We start from the raw sequence: 25208 nt of genomic DNA, 5'->3' as shown, positions 1-25208 counted from the left end.
GTCCCGTCCGATGCGACCGCTAGGCTCAGAGCCTTTCGGCCGCACTTTGGCGGAGCTGTGGTTAAATCAGCGTTAAAGCTTGGACATTTCGCCGACTTTTACGCCGGGAGGCTGGCCCCGAACAACAGCACCGGGTCGGCGGGATCGGACAGCATGATATGGCCGTTGACGCCCGCGACCAAAGTGTGGACCATCCATGCCGCTGCCGAACGGGAGGTCACGTCCGCGCTGGACGTCGCCCCGCCAAGCGCGGCGCGCAGTTCAGGATCGAGCACGATTTTCGGCCCTTCGGCGCGCACCACAATCTCGACGACGCTATCGCGATGCTCCGCGCCGATATCCAGTTGCCCGCCGCGCACCAGCGCATCGCCAGCGATCAGCGCCAGATTGAGTAGGATTTTGGCGGGGAGCTTGGCCAGGGCCTCCTCGGCGACCATCCAGTTGACCGTCACCCGGCCAGCGGCGGCATACATGCCCTCAATGGCGGTACGGGCCTCATGCGCGGGAACGCTGTCGCCATATCCCCCGGCCGAACCGAAAGCGAGGCGGAAGAATTTCAGCTTGTTTGCGGAAGTCCGCGCACTGTCTCCAAGAAGGTCGAGGCAGCGCTGGCGCATTTCCGGGTCGGTTTCATCGGCCATCAATTCAAGGCCGTTATTGAGCGCACCCACCGGACTGAGAAGATCATGACATAAACGGGAGCACAGAAGCGCTGCAAATTCCATGTTCGGATCGGTCATGCCGTGCTTTCTTCTGGCCTGCATCTTGTCCCATATTGGGCCGCTATCCACGCCTATTGCCGGGAAAGCCACGGGATGCAACCCCCGATCCAGCCGCGCAGGCGCCCGGATCGGCGGATATGGTTCAGATCACTTCCATGATTTCAGGCGAAAAACGGCCATGAAGCCCTTCCTCTCCGGCCCGCCAGAGACCGCAGTCTCCGTCCGCAACGATCAGCCATAACGCGCCGTCCGGCCGGGCCGCCGCAGCATCGGTCGCCGACGGTTCGGCCACGCCGCTGGGGTGCGAATGATAATGGCCAAGCACCGCCGCACCGCCCGTTCGCGCGGCGCGGTGAGCGGCGATCAGAACGGCGGGATCGATCTCGAAATGGGCGGCCGGGTCCTGCGCCACATTCGCGGCCGGAACTATCCCGGTGCACTCCGCCCTCTTCCCCAGCAGCAAACCGCAGATTTCCGCATCTTCCGCCCCCGCCAGCGCGACAATCCTTTCCAACAGCGACCTTGAAATCCGCACGATCATCCCCATATCCCGGATAATGGTTCCGGGGGCCTCAACCATAGAAGCGCTTATCGACGAGGCAAGCTCTGGCCTGCGTCTGGACAAGGCGCTGGCTGGCGTCGCGACGGATCTTTCGCGTGAGCGGCTGAAGGCCCTGATCCTCGACCAATGCGTCATGACCGCCGACGGCAGGATCGTTTCCGATCCGGCAAGAAAGGTCGCGGCGGGGGAGGTTTTCGCGATCACTCTGCCCCCGCCGGTGGCGGCGGAGGCAGTGGCGCAGGACATTCCGCTCTCCATCATCTATGAGGATGATCATCTGATCGTCGTCGACAAGCCCGCCGGGCTGGTCGTCCATCCGGCGGCCGGCAATCTGGACGGAACGCTGGTCAACGCGCTGCTGCACCATTGCCGGGGGCAGCTTTCGGGCATCGGCGGCGTCGCGCGGCCGGGCATCGTTCACCGGATCGACAAGGATACTTCCGGGCTTCTGGTCGTTGCAAAGACGGACAAGGCTCATGAAGGGTTGGCATCCCAGTTCAAGGCGCACAGCATCGAGAGGCTCTACGCCGCCATCGTCGCCGGGCGGCCCGCTCCCCCTTCCGGGACGATCGACACCTGGATTGGCCGATCCGACGCTGATCGAAAGAAAATGGCGGTTCAACGGGAAGGACGCGGCAAACATGCCGTCACCCATTATGCGACAAAACAGGCGCTGAACGGCGCCAGTCTTGTCGAATGCCGGCTGGAAACCGGCCGCACGCATCAGGTCCGGGTCCATATGGCGCACATAGGACACCCCTTGATTGGCGACCCGGTTTACGGTAGAGCGAAAAAAGGTTTCAAATCGATACTGGAAACGCTGGGTTTCGATAGACAGGCATTGCACGCCAAAACCCTGGGGTTCATACACCCCGTCGATAGGCGCGCTTTATCGTTCGAAAGCCGAATTCCGGCTGACATGCAGGAACTGTTAAGCCAGCTTAACGTATAGATAGTGCCAAGTTTGCCGCGGTGCAGCGACGCCTCATCTGGGTCCCGCCGCGCGCATGGAAGGGAAGGAAAAGTTGTCATGGCCAACAAGAGCAATGTCCCCGCGACGGTGCCAGCGCTTGGCGGCGACGCAAGTCTCAACAGGTATCTCAGCGAGATCCGCAAATTCCCGCTGCTGACGCCCGAACAGGAATATATGCTGGCGAAGCGCTACGCCGAGCATCAGGACCCTGATGCCGCCGCGCAGCTCGTCACCTCGCATCTGCGCCTCGTCGCCAAGATCGCGATGGGCTATCGCGGCTATGGCCTGCCGGTCAGCGAGCTGATCTCCGAAGGCAATATCGGCCTGATGCAGGGCGTGAAGAAATTCGAGCCGGATCGCGGCTTCCGCCTGGCGACCTACGCCATGTGGTGGATCCGCGCGTCGATCCAGGAATTCATCCTCCGCTCGTGGAGCCTCGTGAAGATGGGCACCACGGCTGCTCAGAAGAAGCTTTTCTTCAACCTGCGCCGGATGAAGAACAGCATCGAGGCATTCGAGGATGGCGACCTTCATCCCGATGATGTCGAGAAGATCGCCACGCATCTGGGCGTGACCAACGAGGAAGTCATCTCCATGAACCGCCGGATGGCGATGGGCGGCGATACGTCGCTCAACGTCCCTCTGCGTGAGGATGGCGAGGGCCAGTGGCAGGATTGGCTGGCTGATGATGGCCCGCTGCAGGATGAGCGCGTCGCTGAAGCGCAGGAGAAAGACCTGCGTCACGACATGCTGATCGAGGCGATGGACGATCTCAACGATCGCGAGAAGCACATCCTTGCCGAGCGCCGTCTGGCCGAAGAACCCAAGACGCTCGAAGAACTGAGCCAGGTCTATGGCGTATCGCGCGAGCGCGTCCGTCAGATCGAGGTGCGCGCCTTCGAAAAGCTGCAGAAGGCGATGACTCGCATCGCCGGCGACAAGCTGTCCGGCATCGGCGGACGCCTCGCGGCGATCTAACCAGTTAAATTGATCCCAAGCAGAAAGGCCCCGTCGAAAGGCGGGGCCTTTTTTATGCTTGCCCTGCAATCGCACCGGGCATCAAACCCGGCAATAGATCACCTGCCAGATCACCCGCCAAATCACCTGCCAGATCACCTGCCAGATCACCTGGGCGTCAGGATCGCCTTTCGCGCGGCCGCCAATATTTCCTCCGCCAAGGCCGGGTCAGCCGTCGCCCGCGCAAGGGTCATAGCGCCGCTCATCTGCGCCAGGATCGCCAGCGCATCGGCCCGCCCGCCTTCGGGCAGAATCGAGACCAGAATATCCACCAGCGCATCCATGCCCGTGGACATCGCTTCGGCCATCGCCCCGCCCCTGCGCGCGGCGTCGGCGGCCAGCGTCGTAAAGGCGCAACCGGTTTCCGGTCCGTTCAGATGCCGGACCGACAGATAATCCTCCACGATCGTCCGCAGCGGATCTGCGTCATGCCCGTCTCTGGCCTGATCAAGAAGCCGCCGCCACCGCTCGACGCTGCGCCCGAAACTGCGCGTCACGCATTCCGCCGCGAGAGCATCCTTGGATTCGAACTGGCCATAAAAGCCGCCATGCGTCATGCCGCTGGCCTTCATCAGATCGGCAATGCCGATCCCATCCAGGCCCTTTTCGCGAAAAAGCCGGGAGCCGGTGTCAATCACCCGTTCCCGGTTCAACGCCGCCTGTTCCCTGCTGACCCTCAACCTTCTCTCCTTCGATTTGCGCTTGACCATTTACATGATGATCGACATTTAACGCAAGTCCCTTCCGGAGCATGTCATGTTCAGCCGTCCACTCAACGCATATCTTTCCGCCCGCAACCGCCATTACGCCTGGGTCGTAGCCTTCGTCACATTCTTGACGATGCTGGTGACGGCGGGCGCGGTGGGCGCGCCGGGCGTTTTCATGGTGCCGCTGCAGGAGGAGTTTCGCTGGAGCGCTTCGGAGGTTTCCGGCGCCCTCGCCATCCGCTTTGCGCTTTTCGGCCTGATGGGACCGTTCGCCGCCGCCTTCATGAACCGGTTCGGCGTCCGGCGGATGATGCTGATTTCCATGGGCATCGTCGTGTCGGCCCTGCTCCTCTCCCTTGGCATGAACAGGCTCTGGCAACTGGTGCTGCTCTGGGGCGTGGTCGTTGGCCTGGGCACGGGCCTTACCGCCGTTGTCCTTGGCGCGACCATTGCGACGCGCTGGTTTGCGCAGCGCCGCGGCCTTGTCATGGGCTTCCTCGCCGCCAGCACAGCGACGGGGCAGCTCGTTTTCCTGCCGCTGCTCGCCAGCCTCACCGAACATTCCGGCTGGCGCGTCGCGCTGGGCCTCGTCTGCGGCGCGATTCTGTTCTCCGCGCTTCTGGTCCTGCTTCTGATGCGCGATCGCCCCGCTGACCTTGGCCTCGCCCCCTATGGCGGCGACATATCGGGCGCCCCGCCCGCGCCGTCCGGCGGCCTGGGCGCCGCCCTCCTCCTCCCCCTCATCATTTTGAAGGACGCCGCGCGCACCCCCACATTCTGGATATTGTTCGGCACATTCTTTGTCTGCGGGGCCAGCACCAACGGCCTGATCCAGATGCACTTCATCGCGCTATGCGGAGATTATGGGCTGGCCGCCGTCGGCGCGGCCGGATTCCTCGCGATGATGGGCCTGTTCGATTTCATCGGCACGGTCGGCTCCGGCTGGCTGTCCGACCGGTTCGACAATCGCTGGCTGCTGTTCTGGTATTATGGCCTGCGCGGCCTGTCCCTGCTGTATCTGCCGTTCTGCGGCTTCTCCCTCTACGGCCTGTCCGTTTTCGCCATCTTCTATGGGCTGGATTGGGTCGCGACCGTTCCGCCGACAGTGAAGCTCACGGCCGACCGCTTCGGGCCGGAGCGCGCCAATGTGGTCTTTGGGTGGATCTTCGCAGGGCATCAGCTTGGCGCAGCCAGCGCGGCCTTTGGCGGGGGCCTGTCCCGCACCGCACTTAACAGCTACCTGCCCGCATTCATCGCCGCCGGCGCGCTTTGCATCCTCGCCGCTCTGCTTGCTCTGGCCATCCGGCCCGGTGCATTGCAGGGGCGCAGGCTCGCTCCCGCCTGATCCACTTGCGATCCCGGCGTTTCGCGCGCTAGGTTCGCCCTATGGTCACAAAAGCTGCCGGGCGGCCGCGCCGCCGCTGGATATCGATACCGCTCAAGATCCTGATGTGGTTCGTCATCATCTCGTTCGTGCTTGTGGTCATCTTTCGCTTCGTGCCGCCACCCGTGACCATGACGATGATCATGGATGGCAATGGCATCACGAAGGACTGGATGCCACTGAGCGAAATCGATCCCGATATGCCCCGCGCGGCGATCGCGGCGGAGGACAGCAAATTCTGCTCGCATCACGGCTTTGATGCCGTCGCCATCGCCCAGGCCATGCGCCACAACGCAAGCGGAGGCCGTGTCCGCGGCGGGTCGACCATCAGCCAGCAGACGGCGAAGAACGTCTTTCTATTCCAGGGCGGCGGCTTCATCCGCAAGGGCTTCGAAGCCTGGTTCACCGTCCTTATTGAGGCGATCTGGGGCAAGCGGCGGATCATGGAAGTCTATCTGAACGTCGCGGAAACCGGCATCGGCACCTATGGCGTCAATGCCGGATCGATGCGCTATTTCCACCACGACGCCTCAAAGCTTTCGCCAAGCGAGGCGGCGCGCATCGCCGCCGTCCTGCCCTTGCCCAAGAAGCGGGCCGCCATCGCCCCCCAGGGCTTCACCCGCCGCTATGGCAACAGCATCCAGCGCCGTATCGGCATGGTGCGCAACGAAGGTCTGGACGACTGCCTGTAACAAAAAAGGGGCGCAAACCTTTCGGTCAGCGCCCCCTTCCTTGAGATGATGATCGATCAGAAGCCGACGATCAGCGACCCGATGAAGGTGCGCGGCGCGCCGATCTGGGCAAATGTCACAGAATTGTTCACGAGCGTACCGTCGAAGCCGCCGACATAGAATTTGTCGAACAGGTTGGTCACGTTAAGCTGTACGGCAACGCCGGGTGCGCCCAGCGATTCCAGTGAATAACGCGCATCAAGGTCAACCAGCGTATAGGCCGGAGCTTTGGCGCCATAGACCTGCACGCCGCTGATGACGACCGGCAGGTTCTGATCGTTGACGTAGCGGGGGCCAGTGCGCTTGGCTTGGATACCAAGCGTGAAGCCAGCGATATCGCCCTGTACGCGACCACCAAAGGTGTAGACCGGAGCACCCGATTCCCGCTTGCCAGCCGTCAGCGCGAAGCTGGTCGACGACAGTTCGACATTATCCTTGATCTTCGACTTCAGATAGGAGCCGAATGCATAAACCATGACTTCGGGTATCGGCTGATAGCTGACGCTGCCATCGACGCCATATTTGTCGACTTGGCCCAGGTTCCGGTAGATGGTCTGGTCCAGTTCACGATCATAGGCAGACGCCAGACGGTCCTTGTAGATCGTATACCAACCGGAAAGCTGCGCTTGCAGCTTGCTGGACCGGTAGCGAATGCCGACATCGAAATTGTCCGTGGTTTCCGGACGCGGATTGGCATTGGCATTGTCCGGCGCGAAGAAGAAGGACTGGTAGAGGTTGTCCGTACCCGGCACCTGCAAGCCCTTCGAATAATTGCCGAACAGGCTGATCGCATCGCTGAAATCATAGACCAGACCGGCATTCGGCAGGATCTTGTCATATTTCAGCACTCGGCGCTGCGGCCCCTGAATGGTCGGGTTGGCAGCGGCATAGGCGGCCTGCGCAGCATCATCGCCAAAGCAGCGCAGATTGCCTGCCGCCGTCGCGGTGGCGCAGTAATTGTTCAGGTCGCGTTTGAAGAAAGGCGCACGCACGCCAAGGTTCACCGTCAGCGCGTCGAAGAACTCGCCACGATACTCACCGGACACCTGATGCAGGATCGCGTAGGACAGGCGGTCACGCTTCTGCACCGCATTGCCGTTCCGGTCGACGATCGGATCATTGACCGGGAAGGGATCGATGCCGAAGCCATCCTGCTGCAGATAGCCTGCTTCACCCGTCTGACGGTGACGCCCACGGTCGAAGCTATAGGCAATACGCACGGTGTGCTGGTCGTTAATGTCATAGCGAAGCGAGGAGATGACGCCGTAGCGGTGCGTCTGGGTCTGGCTGGGCGTCAGGATACGGACCGTATCCAGCGCATCGCCATCGCCGTTGATATCGCGACCGAAGAAATATTGCGGCGCGCTCGACGAACCCTGGATGAAACCGGCGTAACCGACGCCGCCCACAGGGGTCGTGCCTTCGCTGCCGATGCTGGTGCCGCCGCCATTGGCCTTCACATATTGGTAGCTGGGGTCGACGGTCAGGATCACGCCGTCAGCCAGCGTGAAACGCGAACTGATACGGATATTCCCGGTGTTCGAGGGATTGTAGCGATATTCGAAATCCGAACCGCATGCGCTGGCGGCATCAGCGACGCCCGTCACCGGAGCGGCAATCTGGCAGCGCGCCGTTTCGTAGAAGCGCTCCCCCTTGGTCAGAGGAAAGCGGTTGGCGCTGCCGCTGCCCACAACCCGGCCAGCGGTGTCGGTGCGGAGCGGTACTGAACCAAAGAAGTTGTTACGGTTCTGGTTATAATGGCCGGCCAGCGAAATGAAGTCGCCATTGCTGCCGATCGGCTGGTATATCTTGGCATTATATTGCTGCTTTTCGATCTTGCCGATGCCGCCGTAGATCGCATCGTTGGTCGCGCTGCTGGCCGAGAAGAAGGCCCGCGTACCCCATGACGTGAATTCACCCGTATTGATCAAACCGAACGCACGGAAAAAGTTGAAATCACCGGCCGAGCCGACCAGCTTCACGCCAAAATCCTCGGTCGGCGTGATCGAGCGATAGTTGACCGTCGAACCGGTCGCCGCCGCCGTCGGGCTGTCGACATCGGTCGAGCCAAGGTTGACGTTGACCTGATCGATGATTTCAGGATCGACCTGCTGGTTGGAATAAAGCGCGTAGCCGCCCGTATCGTTCAGCGGGATACCGTCGAAGGTCTGTGAGATACGCTGATCGTCGAAACCGCGGATCGTCATCGTACCGCCAGCCGAACCAAAGGGATCGTTATTCTGGAAGCTGACGCCCGGAAGCTGGTTGATGATGTCGTTGATGGTCTGACCAGGTGTCTGCGCCTGAATGAACTCGGACGTCAGCACGGCTTTCGCCTTACTGGTGTCAGGCACCACGACACCGCCCACGCCGTCATTGATGCGTGATCCTGTGACGATGATTTCATTGTCGAAATCGACCGAGCCTGTCGACTGTGCGAACGCGGCCATCGGCATTGCGACCGCAATGACGGCCGCTCCCTGCAACAGAATTTTTCTCATGCTTCCCTTGTCCTTGTCTGAGGAGAGCATTGCGCAAGGCACTGCTCTCCATTTCCCCGCACCAGGCGAGTCCGCGTCTTCCTAGGAGCGCATGACGACGCCCCTGTTCCGGTCCGGTTGCGCTTTTGTGACGTCGTCATTGTGCGATGCGTCGATTTATCGATCGCACCGCAAGGTTCGGCCGGCATTTCCGGCTCAATGACATTTGGATAATGCCGAAAATCGGCTGGTCCACGGGGATTCCGCTTCGATTTACCGCAATCTTGAAGGATGCGATAATTTTGCAACGCAGCAAAGAAATTACGCATGCGCAACAAAATGTAGGCACTCAGACATGAAAAAGGCCGGAGCGAAAACTCCGGCCTGACTTTTCATTAAATTTTACATGGGATCAGGCGGCGTCGCCAGCCTTGCGCTGTTCGCTGAATACGCGGACCGGTTCCTTGCGGCCTTCGACCACATCCTTGTCGATCACCACCTCGCCGACGCCTTGCATGGACGGCAGATCGAACATGGTGTCCAGCAGGATCGATTCCATGATGGAACGCAGGCCACGCGCGCCGGTCTTGCGCTCGATCGCCTTCTTCGCGATCGCCACCAGGGCGTCGTCGGTGAAGGTCAGATCGACGCTCTCCATTTCGAAAAGCTTGCGATACTGTTTCACCAGCGCATTCTTCGGTTCGCCCAGGATTTTGACCAGCGCGGTCACGTCCAGGTCCTCCAGCGTCGCGATGACCGGCAGACGGCCGACAAATTCCGGGATCAGGCCGAATTTCAGCAAATCCTCCGGCTCCGACTGGCGAAGCAGTTCGCCGGTCCGGCGCTCCTCGGGAGCCGCCACATGGGCGCCAAAGCCGATCGACTTGGCTTCCAGACGGTCGCCGATGATCTTCTCCAGCCCAGCGAACGCGCCGCCGCAGATGAACAGGATGTTCGTCGTGTCGACCTGCAGGAATTCCTGCTGCGGATGCTTGCGGCCGCCCTGCGGCGGAACGGAGGCCGTGGTGCCCTCCATCAGCTTCAGCAGCGCCTGTTGCACGCCTTCGCCCGACACATCGCGCGTGATCGACGGATTCTCCGCCTTGCGGCTGATCTTGTCGATCTCGTCGATATAGACGATGCCGCGCTGCGCCTTCTCGACATTATAGTCGGACGCCTGCAGCAGCTTCAGGATGATGTTCTCCACATCCTCGCCGACATAGCCGGCTTCGGTCAGCGTTGTCGCATCAGCCATGGTGAAGGGCACGTCGAACGTCTTGGCCAGGGTCTGCGCCAGCAGCGTCTTGCCGCAGCCGGTCGGCCCCACGAGCAGGATGTTAGACTTGGCCAGTTCGACCTCGCCCGCCTTCGTCCCGTGGTTCAGGCGCTTATAATGGTTGTGGACCGCCACGGACAGGACGCGCTTGGCGCGGCTCTGGCCGATGACATAGTCGTCAAGGACGTCGCAAATCTCCTGCGGCGTGGGAACGCCGCCATCCTTCTTGCCGACGAGACCGCCCTTGGTCTCCTCGCGGATGATGTCGTTACACAGTTCCACGCATTCGTCGCAGATGAATACGGTCGGCCCCGCGATCAGCTTGCGCACCTCGTGCTGCGACTTGCCGCAGAACGAGCAGTAGAGCGTGCTCTTAGAATCGGAGCCGGTAAGCTTTGTCATTCCTTCAATCTTCCTCCCCGTGGCGGGGACGGAAATCCGCGCTCAGCCACGGGACATCTTGGTCCACGGTCATCCTAGACCGTGGCGCATCGGTTTCACAAGGGCAGAAAATGATGCAACGGCGTAAAGATTTCCCTATTCCTGTGCCGTATCGGGCATTGCGGGACGCTGATCGAACACTTCGTCCACCAGTCCGAACGCCTTTGCCTCATCCGCTTCCAGGAAGGTGTCGCGGTCCATCGCCGCTTCAATCTTCTCAAGCGTCTGGCCGGTATATTTCACATACAGGTCGTTCATCCGGCGCTTGATACGCAGGATTTCCTTGGCCTGGATCTCGATATCGGACGCCATGCCCTGCGCGCCGCCGGAGGGCTGATGGATCATGATCCGGGCGTTGGAGAGCGCCACGCGCATGCCCGGCTCGCCCGCCGCCAGCAGGAAGCTGCCCATCGACGCGGCCTGACCGATGCAAACCGTGCCGACTTTCGGCCGGATATATTTCATCGTATCATGGATCGCCATGCCGGCCGTCACCACGCCGCCGGGCGAGTTGATATACATGTAGATGTCCTTCTTCGGATTTTCCGATTCGAGGAACAGCAACTGGGCGACGATCAGGGAGGCCATATGGTCCTCAACCTGTCCGGTCACGAAAATGATGCGCTCGCGCAGCAGGCGCGAGAAGATGTCGAAGCTGCGCTCACCGCGGTTCGACTGCTCGATAACGATGGGAACCAGCGCAGACAGAGGGTCGGTCATACGGGAATCGAAATTATGGTCGTGCATGATGCTCTTTCAGACTTGCTTTTGCCCTGCCTTACATCGGCGCAATAGCGGGCCGGTTCAAGGGGGCAACGCGCCCGTAAGTCAGACGCCCGTCCCGGAACGGTCATCGGGCGCCCCGGAACGGCGATCCAGTTCAAAGTCGGCCGGCGCGCGGAATGTCAGATAGGCGAGCCGCCGGACCTCCCGGCGGCCGCGCACAACCGTATCGAGAATCAATCCGCACATCCCGTTCAGCACGGCGATGATCATGATGCCCGTGACCAGGATCGCGGTCGGAAAGCGGGGGACCAGGCCGGTCTGCAGCCATGTCCAGACCAGCGGCAGGGCAAGGATCGTCCCCGCCAGAGCGAAAACGCTGCCAATCGCGCCGAAAAACCAGATTGGCCGCTCGACGCGGTAAAGCTGGACAATCGTCCGCAATATCCGCCAGCCGTCGCGATAGGTGCTGAGCTTGCTGACCGATCCCTCCGGCCGCGCGCTATAGGCCGTCACCTGTTCGGACACCGGCATCGCCAGTTCCAGCGCATGAACGCTCATCTCCGTCTCGATCTCGAAGCCCACCGAAAGGACCGGAAAGCTTTTCACGAAACGGCGCGAAAACACGCGGTAGCCGGAAAGAATATCAGTGAAGCTCCGCCCGAAAAGCTGCCGCAAAAGGCCCGTCAGCACCCGATTACCCATTCGGTGTCCCCGGCGATAGGCGGCGTCCACCTCCGACTCGCGCGCGCCGACAACCATGTCGAAATTATCGGCCAGCATGGCGGCGATCATCGATGGCGCCGCGGCCGCCTCATAGGTCGCGTCGCCGTCCGCCATCACATAGATGTCGGCATCGACATCGGCGAACATGCGCCGGACGACATGGCCCTTGCCCTGCTGGCGGACCCGGCGGACAACGGCCCCCGCCTCGGCGGCCACGCCCTGGCTGCCATCGGTGCTGTTATTGTCGTAGACGAAGATCGTGGCGCTGGGCAGCGACGCTCGGAACGCATGCACCGTCTGCGCGATCGCCCCCGCCTCATTATAGCAGGGCAGGATCACGGCGATCCGCAGGCCGGGGGGAAGCAGTGTGCTCTCCATGCTCCGCCCCCGCCCTGCCGGACGTTATTCCGCTTTCGCGGCCGCCTTCTTCGGCGCAGCCTTTTTGGCCGGCTTTTCGGCGGCAGAGGCGTCCTCAGCCGTTTCGGCCTTCTTCGCGGCGGCCTTCTTGGGCGCAGCCTTCTTCTCGCCGCCTTCGGCTACTTCGTCGCTGGCCTCGGCCTTGTCGGCCTTGTCGGCCTTCTTGGCTGCAGCCTTCTTCGCCTTGGGCTTTTCGTCATGGTCATGGTCGTGACCGCAGCCGGGGCCATGAACGTGCGGCTTGGGCGAACCGTCATCCTCGGCCTCGATCGCTGCTTCCAGCTCCTCGCGGCTGACCGTGCGATCCGAAACTTCCGCCTTCTCGAACAGGAAGTCGACCACCTTGTCCTCGTACAGCGGCGCGCGCAACTGGGCGGCGGCCATCGGGTCCTGGCGGACATATTGGACGAAACGCTCGCGGTCCTGCGGCGAATATTGCTGAGCGGCCTGCATGATCAGACGGTTCATTTCCTGCTGGCTGACCTCGACGCCATTGGCCTGACCGATTTCGGACAGGAGCAGGCCCAGACGGACGCGACGCACCGCGATGGCGCGATAGTCGTCCTTTTCCTTCTCCATCTCGGCCAGGGCGGCGGCAGGGTCTTCCTCATGCGAGGCTTCATGCTCAAGCTGCGCCCAGATCTGGCCGAACTCGGCCTCAACCATGCTCGGCGGCACGTCGAAGTCGTGCGAAGCGGCGAGCTGATCCAGCAGCTTGCGCTTCATATAGGTGCGGGTGAGGCCGTTATGCTCCTGCTCGATCTGCCCCTTGAGCAGCTCCTTCAGCTTGTCGAGACCCTCAAGGCCCAGCGACTTGGCGAAGTCCTCATCAACCTTGGGCTTGGACGAATCGAGGATCGAGGTGACCTTGATGTCAAAGGTCGCGGCTTTGCCCTTCAGATTCTCGGCATTATAATCTTCGGGGAAGGTCACGTTGATGACCTTCTCGTCGCCGGTCTTGACGCCGACCAGTTGGTCCTCGAAGCCGGGGATCAGGCTGCCAGAGCCGATCTCGACCTTCATGCCCTCGCCGGTGCCGCCGTCGAACGCCACATCGTCGACCTTGCCGACGAAATCGATGACCACCGTGTCGCCGGTCTTGGCCTTATGGCTGGCGGGCAGCGCGTCGAACGCGCCCTGCTGCTTGGCGATGCGCTCGGCGGCCTCGTCGATCGCGGCGTCGCCGACTTCCGCGGTCAGGCGCTCAAGCTTCAGGCCCTCGATGCTGGGCGCCGCGATTTCGGGCAGCACTTCCAGGGCGACCTTGATCTCGGCGTCCTTGCCGAACTCGAAACCTTCGTCCAGCTCGACCGAGGGCTGCATCGCGGGACGCAGCTTCTTCTCGGCGATCAGGCTCTGCACGCCTTCCTGGATCGAGCTGTTCAGCGCGTCGCGCTGCAGCGATTCACCGTGCATCTTCTTGACGAGGTTGGCCGGAACCTTGCCGGGGCGGAAGCCGGGCATCTTCACCTGCGGCGCGATGGTGGCCACTTCCTTCTCGACGCGCGCGTCGAGATCCTTGGCGGTGATCGTCAGGGTGTAGGCGCGCTTCAGGCCCTCATTCAACGTCTCGACAGTCTGCATCTTATCTCTCAAACGCTCTCTAAGCTGAATTCCGCTGGCTTCCCGTTTCTGGGCCGATTCAGGGCTGACGCCACTGGTGCGGGCGAAGGGACTCGAACCCCCACATCTTGCGATACCAGAACCTAAATCTGGCGCGTCTACCAGTTTCGCCACGCCCGCATCGGTCGCCGGTCGGCGCGTCCTAAGGGCATGATGGCCAAAAGGCAACATAATCCGTCGATCTGCTCCCGCTTTCAGGAACCCTCCCCCCGGTCAGCCGTATATCCGGCATCACAGGAGGCGTTCATGCAAGATAATATCAAGCCGGTCGGACTGGCCGCGATCAATCCTGTCCTGGCGTTCTGGACCTTGCCGCTCATCATGGCGCAAGGCTGGTGGACCATGGTTCTGGGCTTGTCGGCCCGCTCCGACCAGAAGGATCGCAATCCGAAGGGCACGAAGCAATTGCCCGTCCCGGTCGTCCATCAGGATGACAAGGATCGCGAACTGTTCGCCTGACTGCGAAATAAGGCCGGGCGTGGAACGTCCCCGCTCCGGAGGCGTAGGATCGGGGGAATAGATTTACAAAAAGGAGGTGAGCCTATGGCCACCCAACCCGAAGTGCCGCCGCCGGACACGATAGAGCCGCAATCGCCGCCGGAAACGCCGCCGATCGAGCGGCCGGAGGAAACCCCCTACCGGGAACCGCCCGAAATTCCGCCGGACGGGCCATCGCCCGACATAGATGAGCCGGGACGCGGACCGGATGAGATTCCGCCGCCCGATTGAAGATCACAAATTATGTTCAGGAGAAAAGCCATGAAATGCATGCTTTTTGCCGCGACCGCGATTTTCGCCGTCACCGCCATAACGCCCGCCGCCAACGCCCAGAATATCCGCGAACGGCAATGGCGGCAGCAGGAGCGGATCGAGCGCGGCTATCAGAATGGCGATATTACCGGGAAGGAATATCGCAAGCTGACCAAGCAGCAGCGCAAGATAGCGCGGCAGGCCCGGCATGACCGCCGCGACGGCTACGGCCTCAGCCGCAACGAGCGGGCAAGGATCGCGGCGAGGCAGGACGAGGCCAGCCGCGACATCCGCCGCCAGCGCCGTGACAATGACTATGACTATTGAGTGATTCCGGCAGCGGTTCAATGCCCGGCGTCAGCGTGCTCCTGCGCAGGCAGGAGCCCAGTTCAGAGCGTGGGACTGGGCTCCTGCCTGCGCAGGAGCACGCGCCACGTCTAGCGTTTTAGAGTCCGCTCGGCCTAGCCCAGCGCCTTCTTCAATATCTCGTTGACGACCTTGGGGTTGGCCTTGCCGCCCATCGCCTTCATCGTCTGGCCGACGAAGAAGCCGAACAGCGCTTCCTTACCGGCCTTATACTGCTCCACCTTGTCGGCGTTGTCGGCAATGACCTTCGCCGCCGCTTCCTCGATGGCGCCCGTATCGCTGGTCTGCTTCAGGCCCTTTTCCTCGACGATCTTGCCCGGCGCATCGCCCGTTTCCAGCATGATCTCGAACACCTGCTTGGCCAGCGTGCCGGACAGGGTGCCATCGGCGACCAAGGCAAGCAGCTCAGCGCCCTGTTCCGGGCTGACGGGACTGGTGTCCAGATCCTTGCCCAGACGGTTCAGCGCCCCGAACAGTTCGGAGAGCAGCCAGTTGGCAGCCGCCTTCGCGACCTCTCCCTCGCCCTTCTTCTGGACGCGCGCGCTTTCGGCCAGCAACATCTCGAACCAGCGCGCCGTCTCCGCCTCGGCGGTCAGAACTGCGGCATTATAGGCGGAAAGACCCAGCGCCTGCTCATAACGCGCGCGCTTGGCGTCCGGCAGTTCCGGCAGAGAGGCGCGGCATTCCTCAAGAAACGCATCGTCCAGTTCCAGCGGCAGCAGGTCCGGGTCCGGGAAATAGCGATAATCGTGCGCATCTTCCTTCGACCGCATTGAGCGTGTCTCGTTCCGGTCGGGGTCGTAGAGCCGGGTTTCCTGGACGATCTTTCCGCCACCCTCCAGCACATCCACCTGCCGGTTCGCCTCATGCTCGACCACAGCCATCACGAAGCGCACGGAATTGACGTTCTTCGTTTCCGTCCGGGTGCCGAATGCCTCGCCCGGCCTGCGGACCGAGACATTGACGTCGGCGCGCATGGAGCCTTCCTCCATATTGCCGTCGCACGACCCCACATAGCGCAGGATGGTGCGGAGCTTGCGCAGATAGGCCCCCGCCTCGGCGGGCGAACGCATGTCGGGGCGGCTGACGATCTCCATCAGCGCCACGCCGGACCGGTTGAGATCGACATAGCTGCGCGTCGGATGCTGGTCATGCATCAGCTTGCCGGCGTCCTGCTCGACATGGATGCGCTCGATGCCGATTCGCTTGGTCGCGCTGGCCGGGTCCTTCTCGTCCAGCGTCACCTCGATCGCGCCTTCGCCGACGATCGGATGGTAGAGCTGGCTGATCTGGTAGCCCTGCGGAAGATCGGCGTAGAAGTAGTTCTTCCGGTCGAACCGCGAATATTTGTTGATCTGCGCGTCGATCGCCATGCCGGTGCGCACCGCCTGGCGGATGCATTCGCGATTGGGAACGGGCAGCATGCCGGGCATGGCCGCGTCCACCAGGCTGACCTGGCTGTTGGGTTCCGCGCCAAATGCGGTCGACGCGCCCGAAAAAAGCTTGGCCTGCGATGTGACCTGGGCATGGACCTCCAGGCCGATCACGACCTCCCAATCACCCGTGGCGCCCTGGATACGATATGCTGTTTCCGTCATGCCAGAGCCGATAGGCGGGAAAGGCGCGGCAGGCAAGACGAGTCCAGGGATAGGACGAAGGTCTGCCGCTTACCGCATTTGCCGGATTCCCTTGGACCGCAAGGCGGTCTAGAGCATATCGCCTGGAGACTGCCCTGTGGCGACGCTTTCATCCGAGACGCTTCACGCAACCACCGTGGCCATAGCCGGGCGGGCCGTCATGCTGTGCGGCGTCAGCGGGAGCGGCAAGTCGGACCTCGCCCTGCGCCTCATCGATCGCGGCGCTGCCCTCGTCAGCGACGATTATACCCTGGCGACACGGATCGGCCGGGGGGCGTCGGCGCATGTGGCGGCCTCCCCGCCCCAGACCATCGCGGGCAAGATGGAGATTCGCGGCATCGGCATCGTCGATGTGCCGCATCTGGCCAGCATGCCGGTCGCCCTGATCGTCGACCTTTTCGATATTGTCGACCGCATGCCGGAGAAGCCATTGACCCGCCGGATTGCGGGCGTAGACGTGCCGGTCATGAAAATCGCGCCTCATGAGCCTTCGGCCCCCATCAAGGTGGAATATGCCCTGCGCGCCTTCGGACTGGACCTCGCCGGGCGATGACCGATCAGCCGCGCAAGACGATCCTGCTGGTGTCGGGCCTGTCGGGCGCGGGCAAGACGACCGCGCTCAAGACGCTGGAGGATATCGGGTGGGAAGTCGCCGACAATCTGCCCCTCCTGCTGCTCGACCGCCTGCTCGACATGCCCTTGCCAAAGGACGCGCAGGAGCGGCCCCTTGCTCTTGGAATCGACGCCCGCACCCGCGGCTTCGACGCCGCCGCCATTGTGCGCCGCATCAAGACTTTGCGGGAGGATCACGGACTGGACGTCGAGACATTATTTCTCGACTGTTCGGGGTCGGAGCTGGAGCGGCGCTTTTCCGAAACCCGCCGCCGCCATCCGCTTGCCGTGGACCGTCCGGCCACCGACGGCATTGCGCGGGACCGCGAACTGACCGAGCCGCTTCGCCGCTGGGCCACCCATGTCATCGACACGACGACATTCAACAGCAATGGCCTGCAACAGGAAATCCGCGCGCGCTTCAGCCTCGACAAGCTGTCGGAGCCTGTGCTGACCGTCATTTCCTTCGGCTTTTCCCGCGGATTGCCGCGCAATGCGGACCTGGTGTTCGACATGCGCTTCCTGCGCAATCCGCATTGGGTGCCCGATCTGCGGCCGAAAACCGGGCGCGACCCGGACGTCGCCGCCTACATCGCGGGCGACCCCGCCTATGAGGCGGCCGTCGGACAGATCGAGCAACTGCTGCTCACCCTCCTCCCCCGATATGCGGGAGAGGGAAAGGCCTATGTAACCGTGGCATTCGGGTGTACCGGCGGGAGACATCGGTCGGTGCATGTCGCGGAACGGGTGGCGGCAGCCTTGCGCCGGGAAGGATTTTCGCCCACGGTCTCGCACCGCAACATGGAATCAGCGCCCCAGGACGCCCTGGAGAAGCGCCGCGCAGGGGGTCCGGAACCAAAGCTATGACGCAGCATATAGGGCATATTCTCCCATGATCGGGCTGGTTCTTGTTACGCATGGGCGGCTGGCGGCGGAGTTCGTTGTCGCGATGGAGCATGTGGTCGGCCCTCAACAGGCGATCGAGACCATCTGCATCGGTCCCGATGACGATATGGAGCTGCGCCGGGCGGACATCGCCGCCGCCGTGGACAAGGTGAATGACGGCTCCGGCGTCATCCTGCTGACCGATCTGTTCGGCGGCACGCCCTCCAACCTGGCCATCTCCCTGCTCAAGACCGGTGAGATAGAGGTGATCGCCGGCATCAATCTGCCCATGCTCATTCGCCTGGAAAGCGCCCGCAAGGCGATGGATGTGCGCAAGGCGGTTGCAGCGGCGCGCGAAGCAGGGCAGAAATATATCAGCGTCGCATCGGAACTGCTGGGTAACACTCCATGACCGATCTCCGCCGGGAGGTTTTGATCAGTAACAAGCGTGGGCTTCACGCACGGGCAAGCGCCAAGTTCGTCACGCTGGCGAGCGGCCTGCCGTCGCAAATCGTCGTCGCCAAGGACGGATCGGAAGTGACCGGCACCTCCATCATGGGCCTGATGATGCTGGGCGCCGCCATGGGCGACAGCATCACGATCATGGCGACAGGCCCGGATGCCGAAGAATCGCTTGGAAAGCTGGTCACATTGGTCGAGGACAAGTTCGGGGAAGAATAATCCCCGCCCGCCATTCTGGAAGGCCGATCAGTGTCACGCGAAATTACCGGCTTCTCCAATCCGCTGGTCAAGCGCGTCCGTTCTCTCCGGGAAAAGAAGCATCGCAAGCGCGAGGGACTGTTCCTGGCCGAGGGGCTGCGCATCCTGACCGAAGCGCGCGAGGAAGGCGTGCTCCCGGAAATGCTGTTCCACGCCGGATCGCCGCACCCGCTGGCGCTTGAGCTGATCGCGGCGATGGAGGCGGCGGGCGGCGACGTCATCGAAACCACGGCCGACATATTGTCCAAGATTTCCGGCAAGGATAATCCGCAGGCGCTGGTCGGCGTCTATCGCGACCGGCTGACGCCTCTGGAGGCGCTCGACCGGAGCAGCGCGGACATCTGGATCGTTGCGCAGTCGCTGCGCGATCCCGGCAATCTGGGCACCATCCTGCGCACCGGCGACGCCGTGGGCGCTGGCGGCCTGATCCTTGTCGACGATTGCGTCGACCCCTTTTCCGTGGAGGCGGTGCGGGCCAGCATGGGCGCGCTGTTCACCCAGACGATCTCGACCGCGCGCTGGGAGGATTTCCTCGCCTGGCTGCGGCAGGGGCCGGGACAGCTTGTCGGCACCAGCCTTAACACGGCCTCCCATTACCGGGATGCTGACTACGCCGCCCCAACCTTCCTGCTGGTCGGCAATGAGGCGCAGGGCCTGCCGGAAACCTATGAAGCGGAATGCGACCTGCTCGTCAAAATGCCGATGCTGGGCAAGGCGGACAGTTTGAACGTGGCGGTGGCGACGGCCGTGATGGCCTATGAGATATTGAACCAGAACCAGAGCCGGAAGGGACCGGGCCAATGAGCGACGGCATGGGCGCGATGCTGCGGAACAAGCGGGTGCTGATCGCCAGCCTGACCGGCACCTCGGTCGAATTTTACGATTTCTATATTTACGCCACGGCCGCCAGCCTTGTGTTCGGGCCGCTTTTCTTCGCCGCCGCGCCGCCTTCGACCCAGCTCCTATTTTCCTATGCCAGCCTCGCCCTCGCCTTCTTCGCCCGGCCCCTGGGCGCTGCGGTGTTCGGCCATTATGGCGATCGCATCGGCCGCAAATCCACGCTGGTCGCCTCCCTGATGCTGATGGGCGGATCGACCCTCGCCATCGCCTTCCTGCCGACATACCAGTCGATCGGCTGGTGGGCGCCGCTCATCCTGTGCCTTCTGCGCTTCGGACAGGGTTTCGGCCTCGGCGGGGAATGGGGCGGCGCAGCGCTGCTCGCGGTGGAGAATGCGCCGCCGGGCTGGCGCGGCCGGTTTGGCATGTTCCCGCAACTGGGCGCGCCCGTCGGCTTCATCGCCGCGAACGGCATGTTCCTGCTGCTCGGCGCGATGCTGACGGAGGAGCAATTTATAAGCTGGGGATGGCGCCTGCCGTTTCTTGCCAGCGCGATCCTGGTTGGCCTTGGTCTGTGGATCCGGCTCAAACTGACGGAAACGCCGGAATTTTCCGCGGCGATGGCGGAGGCACCTCCCTCGCATCTGCCCCTCGCCGACCTGCTGCGCGATCATCTTCGGCCCGCCATTGCCGGCACCTTCGCCGTGGTCGCCTGCTTCGCCATCTTCTACATCGCGACGGCCTTTGCGTTGGGATATGGCACCGCAACGCTGAAGATCGACCGTGAAGTCTTTCTGGGCGTCCAGCTTGGCGCGATCCTGTTCATGGCGGTGGGGATCATCCTGTCGGGATGGTGGTCGGACATCTTCACGCCGCGCGGCGTGCTGATCGCCGGATGTCTCGGCACGGTCCCGATGGGGGCGATCTTCGGGCTGGCGATGGGCAGCGGATCGCTGCTTGCGATCTTCCTGATCCTCGCGCTGGCGCTGTTCCTGATGGGACTGGTCTATGGCCCGCTCGGCGCTTTCCTGCCCGCGCTTTTCCCAACGCAATTGCGCTATACAGGCGCATCATTCGCCTTCAATCTGGGCGGCATCATCGGCGGCGCGCTCGCGCCTATCGTGGCGCAGCAGCTTGTGACGTTGAAACTGGGCAGTTTCGTCGGGCTGTATATGTCGGTCGCGGCGGTCATCAGCCTGGCCGCATTGTGGAGGCCCGGCGGACCTAAGGTCGCGCGGGAACGGGAAACGGGGGTTGAACAGCATGACGCCGCAGGAGCGGGAAGCCTTTTATGACCGGGAAATCGCCCCGGCCCTTTTGAGCCTCAGCCGCCGCTGCGCTGAACATGGCATATCCTTCATGGCGCTGGCGGAATGGGCGCCGGGATCGGTTGGCCGCACAGTGAACATGGCGCCCGGCCATAGCGACACCCTTCCCCTCGCCAACAAGGCGGTCGCCGTCAGCGGCAATACCGACGCCATGATCCATGCGCTGATAAAGGAGGGAAAGAAGGATGGGCACTCGTCCATCTACCTTTTTGAGCTGGGCGTGCCGTTCGAGGGCATGGCGGGCGACTGAGCCAGAGACGCCCCAAGGCGCGCTTCAACGCATCCTTCAAAAGTCCAACAAAGGCGAAGGTTCCAACAAATCCTATTTTTGCGCGGCCTGCGCAATCCATTGAAATACTTGAACTAATCAGACCGGCAAATTGCGCAAAATACCGAACACCCTCGCCTTTGTTGGGGTTTTTTCGCGCCTTATTTTCCAACGGCTTTCCCCATCCGGGCAATCACAGGGCGGATCGGATTTCCAGCCGGACAGGATCGCCTGACGGCCCGGATATTGCGGAAAAAGCAATATCAGAACGGGTTTTGCTTCGACCCGGGGGAAACCCGCTCTAGGGGGGCTTATGGACTGTGGATTGGACATCATCGCACTGCTGGCCGGCGTGGCCTTTATCGCTGGTTTCATCGACGCGCTTGCGGGCGGCGGCGGACTGCTGACCATCCCGGCATTGATGGCCGCAGGCGTCTCTCCGGTCTCGGCGATCGCCACCAACAAGCTTCAGGGCACGTTCGGCACAGGTTCCGCCTTCCTCGCCTTTGCGCGCAAGGGGCATATTGATTTTCAACGGTTCCGCTGGCCCGCCATTGGCGCGATGATCGGCGCGGGGGCCGGTTCCTATGTCCTGCAACTGATCGATTCAGGGTTTCTGGCGGGCTTCATCCCCGTCCTGCTGATCGCGATGGCGATCTATTTCCTCGCCGCGCCGGACATGAGCGATGTGGATCGCCACAGCCGCGTCGGCATGGCGGGGCTGTTCGCCATCGTCGCGACGATCGGCTTTTATGACGGCTTTTTCGGTCCCGGCACCGGCTCCTTCTTCACCACCGCGCTGGTGGCGCTGGGCGGCCTGGGCCTCGTCCGGGCGATCGCCCACACCAAATTCCTGAACTTCTGCACCAACATGATGAGCCTTCTCGTCATGATAGCAGGAGGCAAGGTGGTCTGGATCATCGGATTGCCGATGGCGCTCGCCAGCATATTGGGCAATCAGGCCGGCGCACACACCGCCATGCGCTTCGGCGGCAAGGGCGTGCGTCCGGTGCTGGTGGTGATGTCGCTCGCCCTGACGGTCAAGCTGCTGTCCGACCCCGCCAACCCGCTCCGCATGATGCTGCATTTCTAGCCCTGAGAGCGGGGCCTTATCGCGTTTTCTACACCTATTGCGCGTTAAAAACGGCGACAAACCGCCCACCCTGTGCTATCCCACGCCCATCGCGCGAAAATCGCCCGCAAGCGTTCGCCGTGACAGAGAGACTAATCGCGCTCCCGCTTGCTATCAGGAGCGCTTCTCATGGAAGACCTCAATTATCTCCTCCACCGTGAACAGGTGGAAATCCTTCTTGCGAGGGAAACGACAAACGCATCGGCGAAGGCGGCCCATGACACGCTTGCCAGGGCCTATGCCCGCCGGATCGACCAGCACCGGCTTTCCTATCGGACCCCGCAGAATGATGGTTCGAAAAGTTTCGATCCCGGCCGTTTCGGCGCGCCAAAGGCGGCAATCGCTTGAGCCGCGCAATCAACCTGGATGCGCCAATCCAGTCGGTCGAGGCGATGTGCGCCAAACACAGCATCGATATTTCGGCCATTGAACCGCTGCCATCGGGCGGCACGCGCGTCGTGCTGCGCACCAGCGATGGCGCAGCAGACCTCCGCCGGCGGATGAGCGGCAAGGTGCTGGAAGGCCGTGTGGTCCGCTCTGGTCTCTACATGGCCCGGCCGCCGCTCCCTGCAAAATAGGCATTCACGCGCACTGGCGAGGGCCGGACGGCGCGCGTGCATTATCGAAATCCGGCCCTGTATCAGCGCAGATCTCCGCCCCGCGGGCAGACTGCGGTCCACCAAAGGAAATACCCATGCCGATTGGCACAGTTAAGTTTTTCAACGCCGACAAGGGCTATGGCTTTATCGCGCCGGAAGATGGCGGCGCAGATGCCTTCGTCCATATCACGGCGGTCGAGAAGGCCGGTCTGCGTACGCTGACCAATGATCAGCGCGTGTCCTATGACCTTGAACCCGACAAGCGCGGCAAGCAGGCTGCGGTCAATATCCAGCCGGCCTGACGGTCCGTTGACCGGGGCGCCGCAGCTTTCCGCTGCCGGCGCCCCGGAGCAGCCATCTTTGCCGGGAGAGCATCAGCTACTGCTTCCCGTGTTCCGCTTCGCTATGGAGATAACGCACCAATCGCGCCTCACCCCAAAGGCGGCAAGCACCCGGATTGAAGCCCTATGCGATCGTAAGCTGCGCCACCTGCGTCGTCATGCCCGCATCGCTGTAGAAGGTGTAGTCGGAGCCAGACACTGAATAATGCGCCGCCGGATCGATCGTGATTGTGTCCGCCCCATCCTTCGCCAGCGTCAGATGCGAACTGTTGCCCGCCCCGACGATCGACTGGATGAAGCTGGAGTCCACGGTCAGGTTCGCCGTCACATTGCTGGCGGTGAAATCGATCCTCTCGACATTGCTCAACACGCCCAGCAGCGCGGCCTGATTCACCGTGCCGCTGTTCGCCGCCATCGTCACCGTATCCTGCCCCGCGCCGCCATCGACTGACCAGCCCGCCGAAAGATTGAGCGTGAAGCTGTCATTGTTGCCGCTGCCCAAGATATGTTCGATACCGCTCAGCGTATCGCCCTGCGCATCGCCGCCCGTGCCAGTGCCCGTCGCCGTTGACAGGTTCAGGTTGATCGCGCCGGAGCCGGAATAGTCGGCCGTGTCGATGCCCGATCCGCCCACCAGCGTATCCGCCCCCGCCCCGCCGCGCAGGATGTCGTCGCCATTGCCGCCGTCCAGCCGGTTTGCGCCGCTGTCGCCTGTCAGCGTATCGGCATAATCGGTGCCCAGCAGGTTCTCGACGCCATTATAGGTGTCGCCTGCCGCATCGGCGGTGTTCGCCGCGCTGTTGGCCAGGTTCGCGACGACCGCCGAACCGGCATTGCTGTAGCTTGCGGTGTCCGTGCCGTTGCCACCGATCAGCGAGTCAGCGCCCGCGCCGCCCGTCAGCACATCGTCGCCATTGCCGCCGTTCAGCGTGTTCGCGCCGCCATCGCCGGTCAATATGTCGGCGAAGGCCGAGCCGAGAAGATGCTCGATGCTGTTATAGCTGTCGCCCGACGCATCGCCGCTATTGGCGAGGCTGTTCGACAGATTGGCGGTCACGCCCGACGCGGCCGTCGTATAGCTCGCCGTGTCAAAGCCCGCGCCGCCCTGCAGCGTGTCAGCGCCCGCGCCGCCGATCAACGTGTCGTCGCCATTGCCGCCGTTCAGCGTATTCGCGCCGCTGTCGCCGATCAGCGTGTCGGCGGAGGCCGAACCGATGACGACCTCTATGCTGGAAAGCGTATCGCCCGCCGCATCGCCGCCCACGCCCACCGTGCCATCCATATAGACGGTCACACCGGATGCGGAGGCGGAATAGTCGGCCGTGTCCACGCCCGATCCGCCATTCAGCGCATCCGCGCCGCCGCCGCCGATCAGCGTATCGTCGCCATTGCCGCCATCGATGCTGTTCGCGCCGCTATCGCCTGTCAGAATGTCGGCGAAGGCGGAGCCGATCAGGCCCTCTATGCTGCTATAGCTGTCGCCCGCCGCATCGCCTGTATTGCCCGCGGCGTTGGCGAGGCTGGCGGTCAGGCCGCTCGCGGCGTTCGCATAGCTCGCAATGTCCGTGCCCGATCCGCCGATCAGCACGTCGCCGCCAGCGCCGCCGACAAGAATATCATTGCCCAGCCCGCCGTCCAGGCTGTTCGCCCCGCCATCGCCGGTCAGCGTATCAGCAAAGCCGGAACCGACGAGATTCTCGATCGCGGTCAGGCTGTCGCCCTGCGCGTCGCCGCCCGATCCCGTCACGCCGTTCAGATAGGCCATGACGCCGGACGAGGAATTGAGATAGCTGGCCGTGTCCGTGCCCGCGCCGCCATCCAGCGTATCCGCGCCCGCTCCGCCCGTCAGCGTATCATTGCCGCCCTCGCCATAGAGGAAGTCGGCCCCTGCGCCACCGTCGATCGCATCGTCGCCATTGCCGCCATAGAAGCTCTCATTGGCCGCCGTGCC

General features: G+C 62.7%; 28 protein-coding genes and 1 tRNA gene. 18 read left to right on the top strand and 11 right to left on the bottom strand.

The window, feature by feature from the left end; all coding sequences use genetic code 11:
* Positions 1 to 98 precede the first annotated feature (98 nt).
* Both BHQ40_RS13920 and BHQ40_RS13915 read right to left on the bottom strand, forming a co-directional pair.
* Positions 99 to 740 carry a histidine phosphotransferase family protein gene (locus BHQ40_RS13920; protein WP_070156471.1) on the bottom strand — a complete coding sequence of 214 codons (642 nt, stop codon included), beginning with the start codon at positions 738 to 740 and terminating at the stop codon, positions 99 to 101.
* Between the two features lie 124 nt (positions 741 to 864).
* The gene (locus BHQ40_RS13915; RefSeq protein ID WP_070156470.1) at positions 865 to 1263 is read right to left on the bottom strand and encodes a M67 family metallopeptidase; all 399 of its coding nucleotides are present in this window, start codon (positions 1261 to 1263) and stop codon (positions 865 to 867) included.
* Between the two features lie 16 nt (positions 1264 to 1279).
* Here BHQ40_RS13915 and BHQ40_RS13910 point away from each other — a divergent pair, with 16 nt between their 5' ends.
* A complete protein-coding gene (locus BHQ40_RS13910; protein WP_070156469.1) occupies positions 1280 to 2236 on the top strand; it encodes an RluA family pseudouridine synthase in 957 nt (318 codons plus the stop codon).
* 78 nt (positions 2237 to 2314) lie between these two features.
* Positions 2315 to 3235 (top strand): RNA polymerase sigma factor RpoH, encoded by a 921-nt coding sequence (rpoH, locus tag BHQ40_RS13905; RefSeq protein WP_070156468.1) that lies wholly within the window; start codon positions 2315 to 2317, stop codon positions 3233 to 3235.
* A gap of 146 nt (positions 3236 to 3381) precedes the next feature.
* Here the strand turns inward: rpoH and BHQ40_RS13900 are convergent, their stop codons facing one another.
* Positions 3382 to 3954 (bottom strand): TetR/AcrR family transcriptional regulator, encoded by a 573-nt coding sequence (locus tag BHQ40_RS13900; RefSeq protein WP_070156467.1) that lies wholly within the window; start codon positions 3952 to 3954, stop codon positions 3382 to 3384.
* 76 nt (positions 3955 to 4030) lie between these two features.
* Here BHQ40_RS13900 and BHQ40_RS13895 point away from each other — a divergent pair, with 76 nt between their 5' ends.
* Together BHQ40_RS13895 and mtgA are read left to right on the top strand one after the other, a co-directional pair.
* Positions 4031 to 5326 carry an MFS transporter gene (locus BHQ40_RS13895; protein ID WP_070156466.1) on the top strand — a complete coding sequence of 432 codons (1296 nt, stop codon included), beginning with the start codon at positions 4031 to 4033 and terminating at the stop codon, positions 5324 to 5326.
* 41 nt (positions 5327 to 5367) lie between these two features.
* Positions 5368 to 6057, top strand: a complete 690-nt coding sequence (gene mtgA, locus BHQ40_RS13890; RefSeq protein WP_070156465.1) for a monofunctional biosynthetic peptidoglycan transglycosylase — start codon at positions 5368 to 5370, stop codon at positions 6055 to 6057.
* A gap of 56 nt (positions 6058 to 6113) precedes the next feature.
* Here the strand turns inward: mtgA and BHQ40_RS13885 are convergent, their stop codons facing one another.
* The 6 genes from BHQ40_RS13885 to BHQ40_RS13860 form a co-directional block, all read right to left on the bottom strand.
* Complete coding sequence (locus BHQ40_RS13885) at positions 6114 to 8597, bottom strand: TonB-dependent receptor (RefSeq protein ID WP_070156498.1); 2484 nt, start codon at positions 8595 to 8597, stop codon at positions 6114 to 6116.
* Between the two features lie 391 nt (positions 8598 to 8988).
* Positions 8989 to 10254 (bottom strand): ATP-dependent Clp protease ATP-binding subunit ClpX, encoded by a 1266-nt coding sequence (gene clpX, locus BHQ40_RS13880; protein WP_070156464.1) that lies wholly within the window; start codon positions 10252 to 10254, stop codon positions 8989 to 8991.
* Between the two features lie 135 nt (positions 10255 to 10389).
* Positions 10390 to 11013, bottom strand: a complete 624-nt coding sequence (gene clpP / locus BHQ40_RS13875; RefSeq protein WP_070156497.1) for an ATP-dependent Clp endopeptidase proteolytic subunit ClpP — start codon at positions 11011 to 11013, stop codon at positions 10390 to 10392.
* Between the two features lie 108 nt (positions 11014 to 11121).
* A complete protein-coding gene (locus BHQ40_RS13870; protein WP_070156463.1) occupies positions 11122 to 12120 on the bottom strand; it encodes a glycosyltransferase family 2 protein in 999 nt (332 codons plus the stop codon).
* 24 nt (positions 12121 to 12144) lie between these two features.
* Positions 12145 to 13743 (bottom strand): trigger factor, encoded by a 1599-nt coding sequence (gene tig / locus BHQ40_RS13865; RefSeq protein WP_070156462.1) that lies wholly within the window; start codon positions 13741 to 13743, stop codon positions 12145 to 12147.
* A gap of 74 nt (positions 13744 to 13817) precedes the next feature.
* Positions 13818 to 13902: transfer RNA gene (locus BHQ40_RS13860), tRNA-Leu, on the bottom strand.
* Between the two features lie 126 nt (positions 13903 to 14028).
* Here BHQ40_RS13860 and BHQ40_RS13855 point away from each other — a divergent pair.
* The 3 genes from BHQ40_RS13855 (at position 14029) to BHQ40_RS13845 (ending at position 14859) form a co-directional block, all read left to right on the top strand.
* Entirely contained in the window at positions 14029 to 14241 is a 213-nt protein-coding gene (locus BHQ40_RS13855; protein WP_070156461.1) for a hypothetical protein, read from the top strand.
* 84 nt (positions 14242 to 14325) lie between these two features.
* Positions 14326 to 14511, top strand: coding sequence for a hypothetical protein (locus tag BHQ40_RS13850; protein WP_070156460.1), 186 nt, complete (start codon positions 14326 to 14328; stop codon positions 14509 to 14511).
* A gap of 30 nt (positions 14512 to 14541) precedes the next feature.
* Entirely contained in the window at positions 14542 to 14859 is a 318-nt protein-coding gene (locus BHQ40_RS13845; RefSeq protein WP_083276928.1) for a hypothetical protein, read from the top strand.
* A gap of 134 nt (positions 14860 to 14993) precedes the next feature.
* Here the strand turns inward: BHQ40_RS13845 and gatB are convergent, their stop codons facing one another.
* Complete coding sequence (gatB, locus tag BHQ40_RS13840) at positions 14994 to 16496, bottom strand: Asp-tRNA(Asn)/Glu-tRNA(Gln) amidotransferase subunit GatB (protein ID WP_070156458.1); 1503 nt, start codon at positions 16494 to 16496, stop codon at positions 14994 to 14996.
* A gap of 136 nt (positions 16497 to 16632) precedes the next feature.
* Here gatB and BHQ40_RS13835 point away from each other — a divergent pair, with 136 nt between their 5' ends.
* From BHQ40_RS13835 to BHQ40_RS13785, 11 genes are all read left to right on the top strand, one after another.
* The gene (locus BHQ40_RS13835) at positions 16633 to 17088 is read left to right on the top strand and encodes an HPr kinase/phosphorylase (RefSeq protein ID WP_070156457.1); all 456 of its coding nucleotides are present in this window, start codon (positions 16633 to 16635) and stop codon (positions 17086 to 17088) included.
* On the top strand, positions 17085 to 18014 hold the full coding sequence (gene rapZ / locus BHQ40_RS13830) for an RNase adapter RapZ (RefSeq protein WP_070156456.1): 930 nt from the start codon (positions 17085 to 17087) through the stop codon (positions 18012 to 18014). The genes BHQ40_RS13835 and rapZ overlap by 4 nt, the downstream gene beginning before the upstream one ends.
* A gap of 25 nt (positions 18015 to 18039) precedes the next feature.
* Positions 18040 to 18444 carry a PTS sugar transporter subunit IIA gene (locus BHQ40_RS13825; protein WP_070156455.1) on the top strand — a complete coding sequence of 135 codons (405 nt, stop codon included), beginning with the start codon at positions 18040 to 18042 and terminating at the stop codon, positions 18442 to 18444.
* Positions 18441 to 18713 carry an HPr family phosphocarrier protein gene (locus tag BHQ40_RS13820; RefSeq protein ID WP_070156454.1) on the top strand — a complete coding sequence of 91 codons (273 nt, stop codon included), beginning with the start codon at positions 18441 to 18443 and terminating at the stop codon, positions 18711 to 18713. The genes BHQ40_RS13825 and BHQ40_RS13820 overlap by 4 nt, the downstream gene beginning before the upstream one ends.
* 30 nt (positions 18714 to 18743) lie before the next feature.
* Complete coding sequence (locus BHQ40_RS13815) at positions 18744 to 19556, top strand: TrmH family RNA methyltransferase (RefSeq protein ID WP_070156453.1); 813 nt, start codon at positions 18744 to 18746, stop codon at positions 19554 to 19556.
* On the top strand, positions 19553 to 20884 hold the full coding sequence (locus tag BHQ40_RS13810; protein WP_216094888.1) for an MFS transporter: 1332 nt from the start codon (positions 19553 to 19555) through the stop codon (positions 20882 to 20884). Before BHQ40_RS13815 ends, BHQ40_RS13810 begins: the two co-directional genes overlap by 4 nt.
* A complete protein-coding gene (locus BHQ40_RS13805; protein WP_139139306.1) occupies positions 20844 to 21167 on the top strand; it encodes a hypothetical protein in 324 nt (107 codons plus the stop codon). Before BHQ40_RS13810 ends, BHQ40_RS13805 begins: the two co-directional genes overlap by 41 nt.
* Before the next feature lie 343 nt (positions 21168 to 21510).
* Positions 21511 to 22278: a TSUP family transporter gene (locus tag BHQ40_RS13800; RefSeq protein WP_253183358.1), complete on the top strand. Its 768-nt coding sequence runs from the start codon at positions 21511 to 21513 to the stop codon at positions 22276 to 22278.
* Positions 22279 to 22446: 168 nt separating this feature from the next.
* Positions 22447 to 22665: a hypothetical protein gene (locus BHQ40_RS13795; RefSeq protein WP_070156450.1), complete on the top strand. Its 219-nt coding sequence runs from the start codon at positions 22447 to 22449 to the stop codon at positions 22663 to 22665.
* A complete protein-coding gene (locus BHQ40_RS13790) occupies positions 22662 to 22895 on the top strand; it encodes a hypothetical protein (protein WP_070156449.1) in 234 nt (77 codons plus the stop codon). The genes BHQ40_RS13795 and BHQ40_RS13790 overlap by 4 nt, the downstream gene beginning before the upstream one ends.
* Before the next feature lie 116 nt (positions 22896 to 23011).
* Positions 23012 to 23218: a cold-shock protein gene (locus tag BHQ40_RS13785; protein ID WP_070156448.1), complete on the top strand. Its 207-nt coding sequence runs from the start codon at positions 23012 to 23014 to the stop codon at positions 23216 to 23218.
* Positions 23219 to 23381: 163 nt separating this feature from the next.
* On the opposite strand, the gene BHQ40_RS13780 is transcribed toward BHQ40_RS13785, so the two are convergent.
* The coding region (locus tag BHQ40_RS13780; protein WP_139139305.1) for a beta strand repeat-containing protein at positions 23382 to 25208 on the bottom strand (1827 nt) is incomplete at its 5' end.

It is taken from the genome of Sphingobium phenoxybenzoativorans (genome assembly GCF_001757355.1).
Taxonomy (GTDB): domain Bacteria; phylum Pseudomonadota; class Alphaproteobacteria; order Sphingomonadales; family Sphingomonadaceae; genus Sphingobium; species Sphingobium phenoxybenzoativorans.
Note: the sequence above shows the minus strand (reverse complement) of the source record. Positions and strands in the feature narration are given on the sequence as shown.

Bases quoted from the DNA above. Each gene is read 5' to 3' on its own strand.
- BHQ40_RS13920 (WP_070156471.1), bottom strand. From the start codon at position 740: ATGACCGATCCGAACATGGAATTTGCAGCGCTTCTGTGCTCCCGTTTA.
- BHQ40_RS13915 (WP_070156470.1), bottom strand. From the start codon at position 1,263: ATGATCGTGCGGATTTCAAGGTCGCTGTTGGAAAGGATTGTCGCGCTG.
- BHQ40_RS13910 (WP_070156469.1), top strand. From the start codon at position 1,280: ATGGTTCCGGGGGCCTCAACCATAGAAGCGCTTATCGACGAGGCAAGC.
- rpoH (WP_070156468.1), top strand. From the start codon at position 2,315: ATGGCCAACAAGAGCAATGTCCCCGCGACGGTGCCAGCGCTTGGCGGC.
- BHQ40_RS13895 (WP_070156466.1), top strand. From the start codon at position 4,031: ATGTTCAGCCGTCCACTCAACGCATATCTTTCCGCCCGCAACCGCCAT.
- mtgA (WP_070156465.1), top strand. From the start codon at position 5,368: ATGGTCACAAAAGCTGCCGGGCGGCCGCGCCGCCGCTGGATATCGATA.
- BHQ40_RS13885 (WP_070156498.1), bottom strand. From the start codon at position 8,597: ATGAGAAAAATTCTGTTGCAGGGAGCGGCCGTCATTGCGGTCGCAATG.
- clpX (WP_070156464.1), bottom strand. From the start codon at position 10,254: ATGACAAAGCTTACCGGCTCCGATTCTAAGAGCACGCTCTACTGCTCG.
- clpP (WP_070156497.1), bottom strand. From the start codon at position 11,013: ATGACCGACCCTCTGTCTGCGCTGGTTCCCATCGTTATCGAGCAGTCG.
- BHQ40_RS13870 (WP_070156463.1), bottom strand. From the start codon at position 12,120: ATGGAGAGCACACTGCTTCCCCCCGGCCTGCGGATCGCCGTGATCCTG.
- tig (WP_070156462.1), bottom strand. From the start codon at position 13,743: ATGCAGACTGTCGAGACGTTGAATGAGGGCCTGAAGCGCGCCTACACC.
- BHQ40_RS13855 (WP_070156461.1), top strand. From the start codon at position 14,029: ATGCAAGATAATATCAAGCCGGTCGGACTGGCCGCGATCAATCCTGTC.
- BHQ40_RS13850 (WP_070156460.1), top strand. From the start codon at position 14,326: ATGGCCACCCAACCCGAAGTGCCGCCGCCGGACACGATAGAGCCGCAA.
- BHQ40_RS13845 (WP_083276928.1), top strand. From the start codon at position 14,542: ATGAAATGCATGCTTTTTGCCGCGACCGCGATTTTCGCCGTCACCGCC.
- gatB (WP_070156458.1), bottom strand. From the start codon at position 16,496: ATGACGGAAACAGCATATCGTATCCAGGGCGCCACGGGTGATTGGGAG.
- rapZ (WP_070156456.1), top strand. From the start codon at position 17,085: ATGACCGATCAGCCGCGCAAGACGATCCTGCTGGTGTCGGGCCTGTCG.
- BHQ40_RS13825 (WP_070156455.1), top strand. From the start codon at position 18,040: ATGATCGGGCTGGTTCTTGTTACGCATGGGCGGCTGGCGGCGGAGTTC.
- BHQ40_RS13820 (WP_070156454.1), top strand. From the start codon at position 18,441: ATGACCGATCTCCGCCGGGAGGTTTTGATCAGTAACAAGCGTGGGCTT.
- BHQ40_RS13810 (WP_216094888.1), top strand. From the start codon at position 19,553: ATGAGCGACGGCATGGGCGCGATGCTGCGGAACAAGCGGGTGCTGATC.
- BHQ40_RS13795 (WP_070156450.1), top strand. From the start codon at position 22,447: ATGGAAGACCTCAATTATCTCCTCCACCGTGAACAGGTGGAAATCCTT.
- BHQ40_RS13785 (WP_070156448.1), top strand. From the start codon at position 23,012: ATGCCGATTGGCACAGTTAAGTTTTTCAACGCCGACAAGGGCTATGGC.